Annotated in this window: 7 protein-coding genes and 1 pseudogene; 6 read left to right on the top strand and 2 right to left on the bottom strand. The window is 43.4% G+C overall.

Features of this window, described 5'->3' with window-relative positions:
* The 3 genes from infB to rimP form a co-directional block, all read left to right on the top strand.
* The coding region (infB, locus tag EAO37_RS08655) for a translation initiation factor IF-2 (RefSeq protein WP_120953282.1) at window positions 1-2,241 on the top strand (2,241 nt) is incomplete at its 5' end.
* A complete protein-coding gene (gene rbfA / locus EAO37_RS08650; protein ID WP_120945387.1) occupies window positions 2,241-2,591 on the top strand; it encodes a 30S ribosome-binding factor RbfA in 351 nt (116 codons plus the stop codon). The genes infB and rbfA, both read left to right, overlap by 1 nt.
* On the top strand, window positions 2,585-3,034 hold the full coding sequence (gene rimP / locus EAO37_RS08645) for a ribosome maturation factor RimP (RefSeq protein WP_120953279.1): 450 nt from the start codon (window positions 2,585-2,587) through the stop codon (window positions 3,032-3,034). The genes rbfA and rimP overlap by 7 nt, the downstream gene beginning before the upstream one ends.
* 30 nt (window positions 3,035-3,064) lie before the next feature.
* Here rimP and EAO37_RS08640 read toward each other — a convergent pair whose 3' ends face one another.
* Window positions 3,065-3,427, bottom strand: coding sequence for a restriction endonuclease subunit S (locus EAO37_RS08640; protein ID WP_120953276.1), 363 nt, complete (start codon window positions 3,425-3,427; stop codon window positions 3,065-3,067).
* Window positions 3,428-3,935: 508 nt separating this feature from the next.
* Between EAO37_RS08640 and EAO37_RS08635 the strand changes: the two are divergent.
* Together EAO37_RS08635 and EAO37_RS09750 are read left to right on the top strand one after the other, a co-directional pair.
* Window positions 3,936-4,699: pseudogene (locus EAO37_RS08635) on the top strand (SIR2 family protein).
* On the top strand, window positions 4,644-4,973 hold the full coding sequence (locus EAO37_RS09750) for an IS200/IS605 family accessory protein TnpB-related protein (RefSeq protein WP_240451794.1): 330 nt from the start codon (window positions 4,644-4,646) through the stop codon (window positions 4,971-4,973). The pseudogene EAO37_RS08635 and the gene EAO37_RS09750 overlap by 56 nt, the downstream one beginning before the upstream one ends.
* Before the next feature lie 273 nt (window positions 4,974-5,246).
* On the opposite strand, the gene EAO37_RS08625 is transcribed toward EAO37_RS09750, so the two are convergent.
* The gene (locus EAO37_RS08625; protein WP_120953273.1) at window positions 5,247-6,758 is read right to left on the bottom strand and encodes a mechanosensitive ion channel domain-containing protein; all 1,512 of its coding nucleotides are present in this window, start codon (window positions 6,756-6,758) and stop codon (window positions 5,247-5,249) included.
* Window positions 6,759-6,931: 173 nt separating this feature from the next.
* On the opposite strand from EAO37_RS08625, the gene EAO37_RS08620 reads away from it, so the two are divergent.
* Window positions 6,932-7,462, top strand: a complete 531-nt coding sequence (locus EAO37_RS08620) for a hypothetical protein (RefSeq protein ID WP_120953270.1) — start codon at window positions 6,932-6,934, stop codon at window positions 7,460-7,462.
* The last annotated feature ends 84 nt before the right edge of the window (window positions 7,463-7,546 follow it).

The raw sequence follows: 7,546 nt of genomic DNA, 5'->3' as shown, positions 1-7,546 counted from the left end.
CCCCCACCTCCTCCCTCTCCCGCACTCCAAGAACCCAGCGCGCCTGTAGAACAGAGCACCACACCCAAAGAACCCAACGCTTTGAGTAAAAGGACGCGTGGAATCCGCATTGTCAAGCGCACCGATCAAGAAGAAGCGGCGTTGGCTAGGGCAGCGGCATTAGCCTCTATGATGAAAGAGGCGGGCGAGAAAAAGGCTAAAAAACCCTCTAAACCTAAGAGTGTGGCTAAACCCAGCGCGAAAAACCGCGCCCAAAGATTGGATTTCTCCCAAAATCGCGATTTTAACGATCTCTATGAGGACGAACAAGACGAAATCGTGCTATTTGACTTCCATGCCCAAGATTTAGAGATCAAAGAAGAAGCCCCCCAAAAAGCCCTTACAGATAGACTCAAAATCCAGCGTAAGACCCCATGGGTCAATGAGGGGGGGATTAGGCGTTCTAGCCGTAAAAAGCGCGTGTATCGTAGCGATAACACACAAAAAAGCGTGCAAAGCACCATTAGCATTTCTGAAGAGGTGCGCGTCTACGAATTTGCCCAAAGCGCAAACCTCAATCTAGCCGATGTGATCAAAACCCTCTTTAATTTAGGCATGATGGTAACCAAGAACGACTTTTTGGATCGCGATGCCATTGAGATTTTAGCCGAAGAGTTCAAGCTAGAGGTGCAGATTGAAAGCGCGCAGGTGTTTGTGGAGGAGGCTCAAGAGGAGGAGAACCAAGTTTTGATCGAACGCCCCCCTGTAGTAACCATTATGGGGCATGTTGATCATGGCAAAACCTCTCTTTTAGATAAAATCCGCAACCAGCGCGTAGCTGGGAGTGAAGCTGGGGGGATCACCCAGCACATCGGGGCTTACATGGTGCAAAAGGGGGATAAGTGGATTTCCTTTATTGACACCCCCGGGCATGAAGCCTTTAAGCAGATGCGCGAACGAGGAGCTAAGGTTACTGATATTGCCATCATCGTGATCGCCGCTGATGATGGAGTCAAGCCCCAAACCATTGAAGCGCTCAAACAGGCTAAAGATGCCGGGGTGCAAATCATCGTAGCGATGAATAAAATGGACAAAGAAAACGCCAATGTGGATAAACTCAAGGCTGAGTGTGCGGAGTTAGGCTTTAGCCCACGCGATTGGGGCGGGGAGTTCGAATTTATCCCCATTTCGGCTAAGACTGGAGAGGGCATTGACACCCTATTAGAAACGATCTTGATTCAAGCTGAGATCATGGAGCTTAAAGCCTCTAAAGAGGGGAGCGCGCGCGCGGTGGTGCTAGAGGGGAGTGTAGAAAAGGGGCGGGGCGCGGTAGCAACGCTGATTGTGCAACAAGGAACACTTAGAGTGGGCGATTCGGTGGTGGCTGACATCGCCTTTGGTAAAATTAGAACCATGACAGACGATCAGGGCGTGGGTGTGAAAGAATTAAAACCCTCCCAAGTCGCGCTCATCACGGGCTTAAGCGAAGTGCCCATGGCAGGTTCCACCTTGATCGCGGTGGAAAATGAAAACACCGCTAGGAGTTTGGCGCATAAAAAGGCGACCTATTTACGCCAAAAAGCCTTGAGCAAGAGCACCAAGGTGCATATTGATGAGCTTGCCTCTATGGTGGCAACTAAAGAGATCACCCAGATTCCTATCGTGCTCAAAGCCGACACTCAGGGCAGTTTGGAGGCGATCAAGCACAGCCTGCTAGGCTTGAATAATGAGGAAGTGGGTATCCAAATCATTGGCGCGGGTGTGGGGGGGATTAGCGAAAACGATCTAGCTTTAGTAGCCAATAGCGCGCACGCGCTCGTGCTGGGCTTTAATATCCGCCCCACAGGCAATGTGCGCACGCGCGCAAAAGAATTGCGCGTGGAGATCAAAACCTACAGCGTGATCTACGCGCTTTTAGATGACATGAAGGCTCTAATGGGTGGTTTGATGAGTCCGGTGATCCATGAAGAAGACACCGGACAAGCCCAAGTGCGCGAAACCTTTGTGATCCCCAAAGTGGGCACGATCGCTGGGTGCATGGTGGTTGATGGGGTGATTAACAAGGGCATTAAGGTGCGCTTGATTAGAGAGGGCGTGGTGGTGCATGTGGGTAAAATCGTGTCTTTGAAACGCTTTAAAGATGACGCCCAAGAGGTGTCTAAGGGGTATGAGTGTGGGATCATGCTCGATCATTACAACGATGTGCGCGTGGGCGATGTCTTTGAGAGTTTTAAAGAAGTCCAACAAACAAGGATTCTCTAATGGAAAATATCCATGCCAAACGCCTAGATGCAGGCTTACTAGAGTATATACAGGAGGCTTTAAGCGCGCTGGGCGATCCTAGATTGCAAAATCTCACGCTCACGCGCGCGCATTGCTCTAAGGGCAAGCACCACGCGCATGTTTATTTAGACGGGCATTTGCTAGAAACACAGGAGAGGACCTCCATTTTCAAAGCCCTAAAGAAAGCCACGCCCCTACTCAGAGCGCATGTCTTGCAGGTGAGTGGGTGGTTTAAATGCCCCCAGTTGAGTTTTCATATTGATGAATCCTTAGAGCAGGAGGCGCGCATGGAACGCCTCTTTGCGCGCATCGCCCAACCCAAATGCTAGAGAATTTAGAACCCCTCTTGGAGCGCACTTTACAGGGCATGGGTTGCGCGCTCTACGATGTCGCCCTTTTGAAGGAAAACCAACGCGACATTTTACGCATCAGCATTAAAGCCCTGCAAGGTCCCACAACCCTAGACACCTGCCAAGAGGCTAGCCTACTCATCTCCCCCTTGCTAGATGTGCATGCCAATATGCCCGGCTCTTACTGCCTAGAAGTGAGTTCTATGGGCTTAGAGCGCACTTTGAGCAAGCTTAGACATTTTGCGCTCTCTATTGGGGATTTAGTGGAGGTGCGCACTGTGCAGAACGAACGCTTTAGGGGGGTGGTTGGAACACTAGAGGGCGAGGTCATTGTCTTTGAAACTCAGGGCGCATTAAAACGCGTGCCCCTAGCGCAAATCAAAAAAGCTAAAACCATCTTTGAATTTGGAAAAGCTAGATAGCTAGATGGGGTGTGGGGTGGATTTGGCAATCTAGTTTGACTCGGCTTTGCCTAAACACTCTTGTAAAATGGCTTGTTGTTGTGCTTGCAGGTTTGGACTTTGTGCCTGCAAAAGGGCGATTTTAGATTCTAAATATTCTATTGCGCTTACGATTTGCTCTTGGGCGTGCAAAGGCGGGAGGGGGATTTTAAGGTTTCTAAAATCCTCAGTGTTGAGGCTAGGGTAAGAGGCTTTAGGCATCTTTTCCTCCATTTGGCGCATTAAATCGCTTGAAAACATAAAAAGGGCGTATAAAAAGGGGATTTTAGAATAAAAGTCTAATCTAGCAATGTTTAGTGGTTGCGACCACTGGGGGGGGGGGGGGGTGATGAAGGCTAAAAATCTAAAGTCCATGTACACCTCAAGTTCATAAAATATCAATGGCGCATTACGCCAAAGACAAGGCGCATTATAGCATTTTTTTGTATCTGTCTGAAACTTTAAGACATTTTATCCAGATTGCGCGTAAAACTCCGTCCTTTAGGGCGGAGATGTCAGCGTACTCTAAGAAAAGAAAAGCTATCCTCGCGACAGATGGGTGAGATTAGTAAAGACTTGATGTGGCAGAGCTAGGTGTGCCCATTCTAGCCGCTGGAATTAGGCACGATAACGGGTTAGGAACTAGTCTCCAGTGATTCTGTAGGTCTTGTTGGCTGGGAGTAGGTCTTGCGGACTATAAAATGCAAAGCCTTTCGGGCTCAGAAACGCTGATTTCTGTGGTTTCTGTTAGTTAGGAAGCTCCTCCCTTTAATAAGGATGGAGAGGAGCAGTTCGCTTACTTTTAAAATTGCAAGATCGTGTAATCCAGACTGGTCATGAGGTTTCGATACACAAAGAATCAAAAACATATCGGCGTGATGTTATGACAAGCGATCAAAGCGATCAGCACAAAAGGCTTATTAGAAGGTCATTGAAGCATATCAGAAAAGCACACGATGAAAATTGCCTAAGTATTTTTGCCGGTGCTGGAATCAGTGCTAGTTCTGGATTGCCATCATTGAAAGAATTGACAAATGCCTTAAAGGAGGAGCTTTATGGTAATACAGAAATAGATGAGGATTATCCCATCTTGGCTGAAAAGTTTTTTAATCGATTTGGGAACGAATGCTACTACCAAAAATTAAGAGAAGAATTAAAGATGCTGGATGGTAATGATGTCGAGCCAAACTTACACTTAGAAATTGTCAAACTCAATCTTAAAAATCTCATTACAACTAACTGGGATAACTTGTTTGAAAAAGCCTTTGATAAAGAGAAAATTTTTTCTAATATTATAAAGACCGATAGGGACATTAAAAATTCTGGTGGTTTTTCAAAACTCATTAAGATGCATGGAAATTTAGATAAAGAGAATATTGTTTTCCGCGAAAAAGACTATTAGAATACAGTCAAAATTTTCCGCTCATTGAAAACTATGTCAAAGGAATTTTTTCAACAGATACTGTTGTCTTGGTTGGTTATTCCTTAGGTGATCAAAATGTCAAGCAAATCATCTCTTGGGTAAATTTCCACCTAAACAAAATACAACAGAAATCAAACAGAACGAAAACAATTCATTTTATTCAAGAAAGTGGCACAAATCCACGCTTCTATCAGAAACAGCAGAGATCTACACAAAATCAGTAACGAGATAACCAATCAGACCGATTTGATAGCAGTAGAAACCTTGAAAGTTAGGAATTTGCTCAAAAACCACAAACTAGCTAAGAGTATTGCTAATGTTAGTTGGTCTAGGCTCATTGCTCTATTAGAATACAAGGCTAGTTGGAAAGGCAAAACTTTGCTAGAGATAGATCAATACCTCCCTAGCTCTCCAATCTGTTCTACTTGCGGAAGCAACACAGGTAAAAAGCCACTGCAACTTAGAAATTTTGTCTGGTTGTCAAACACGCCACCATAGGGACCTCAATGCTTCAATGCTAGTATCAACATTAAAAACTATGCCTTGGGTATGCTAGATGAAAGGCACGCTATGCACGCTATCAAAGAAAAACGCGTCGCGTTTTCTAAAGTAGGAAACCTCCGAAGTTACGCTTGTGAAAGCAAACGGAACGCTTACCTTACTAACGGGGTTGTAACTAAGTATGGATACATACTAGATACTGCTAGTTATGGATCGTTACAAGCTTGTAAGTCCACTTGTTTTTGATGGGTGGGTAATTCACCTATCATACTAATCCCGAGTTTTGGAGACATCGATCATAAAAATATTACCTGAAGCTCTAAACGCCTCCACAATGGCAACAGAGATTCTAGATCGCGACTCTAAAGCTTCGTGAGGATCGGTAACATAGAACACATAAAGACACATTCCTTCCTTTTTTGGCATGAAAAACACTCTAGGACATGTTTTCTTTATATCTCCCAACTCTATATATTTCAAGTTGAAACTAGAATACTTTTTTCTTTCATTCAACCCTTCATGCATCGCTTTGCTATACTTTTCAGAATGTTGGGTGGCGATTTTTTTGGCTATATCTTCAGCACTCTGTAAATTGGAGTTAAAGGCAATTAAAAACTCTACACCATCCCACACCATTCTAATACCAAGATAGCTAAGATGATTATATTTAACAAACAAACCTGTGAGGACATAGGATGTGGGCACAAAGATGACTCGCCCCGCCCTCCCATCATGCCTAAGACAAGTATCTAGTGTAACATTCTCAAACAATGTCAAATAAAACGAAGAAATCTCGATTACATCTCCAACATAGGTGTTTCCATCCTTAGAAACTTTCACCCGATCTCCCTCACGCACATCCGATAAAATGACCTTTATGGCTATCCACCTTAGAATGGCGTACGAGCTTATCGAATTTAATCCAATGCTTACCATTTTGTGGGATATAGATACACCTGCTAAGCGTAAGATACAGATAAGACAATAAACAGAAGTGACGATATAGGCTAGAAAAACAAACCTGTGAAGAATGAGATACCATCTGTTAATTTTATAAGTAGGTTTGCCTTTATTCATTGCTTTTTTTCTTGAATACCAAAATATAGACAACGCACCAAGCACAACTAACCATAAAAGTGGAGTAAGAGCAAGGTCAAGGACAACATTGTTTTTACTCTCTTTCATTTCCTCGACATATATGCCTATGTTCTTTTCTAAAAGCTTCTGTGCGCTCTGGAGTTGCGTTTTATTATCTTCTTTTTGAGAGATTTGTTGAGAAAAATTACGATCTGAAGAGGTGTTCTTTAGCTGGTTAAGTGCCTCCAATTCCCGTTCCAAGACGGCTAATGCCTGCGTTAAAGACTGTTGATGCTCTCTCATAGTCTCAAGGTTTACCTTGAGACTATCAAAAGAGCCACCTCCAAGAACGAGGAACAAACTGGCAAGAAATTTTGGTACGGGAGGTTTTTGCACGAGATCCTTGAATGGGTCGCTTTTGTAGGGCTCCAAACGCTTTTCTTGTTGTCTTAAATCCTGCATGGTGTGGTTCAAAGTATTGATTTGGCTCGCGTTGCCTTTGGTTTGTAAAATTTTTAATTCCTGTTGGATTTTCTGAATTTTGGCAATAACATTTCCGTAGTTTTCATGTTTCTTCAATCTTTCTAACCAAATGTTACTACTCGCGTTAAGGTTTTGTTGAGCAGTAGCAAGTCTGGTTTCAAGCTCTTGGGTGTCTGCCAAAAGAAAAATGCACATTGCCAATAACAGTTGCACTAATCTCATTATCTACCTTCAAAACATAGCTTCGGTATTCCCAAGCTGTTCCAATAAAGTTTCTTGGAGTATAGCAAAGCATGCCATAATAGAGTAGCAGTTTTTATCTAACTTGATTTTACTCTTGTTCTACCATGATGGTCTGTGCTTAGTGTTATTTCTAGAGAACAAGGAGTCTTTAGATGCATTATTGGACACAGGAGAGCATTAAGTTAGCTAACCAACTAGATTATCTCGATCGACTCTTTAAAATTTATCCTATCTCACCCAATGCAAGAAGGTTGTTAGCTGATGATGTTAGAAAGGCTATTTATCAAATTTACGCTAATCCTAAGCCCGGTCAATTGTTAAAGATTTTATTAAAACAAGAAATTTTTCCTCTTAAAGACTCTTATGTAGCCTACCTTAAAAGAGACCCCTCTGCGCTTAAGCGTAACCCTAAAACCGTAGCACGACTTGAGAGCACACTTTTTAGCATGGGGCTTGAACAAATCTTTTTAGAATTGACAAAACCCATTGAAACTAATAGACAGATGGGATCTTTGTTTAAAAGATGGATCAAAGAAAAATTTGCCTTCCCCATTACAAACGATCCACGCGTATTTTTAAGTTATCAGGGAAAAACACCAATCATTTTTAATGCAAGCGATCAAGCGATGCAGGATCTAGCCAGGGAGCACTTTGGCTATTGTAGAGACAAAGAACTCTTTTAACAAGGTTTTTCCCTGTGCTTGGGACATCAGATACCCTACAAACTCTCCATGCATGTTATAAAGAATGGCACTAGGGTAACAAAT

This window comes from Helicobacter sp. L8 (assembly GCF_003660355.1).
In the GTDB taxonomy this organism is placed as follows: Bacteria; Campylobacterota; Campylobacteria; order Campylobacterales; family Helicobacteraceae; genus Helicobacter; species Helicobacter labacensis.
This window is presented reverse-complemented; position numbering and strand designations above follow the sequence as displayed.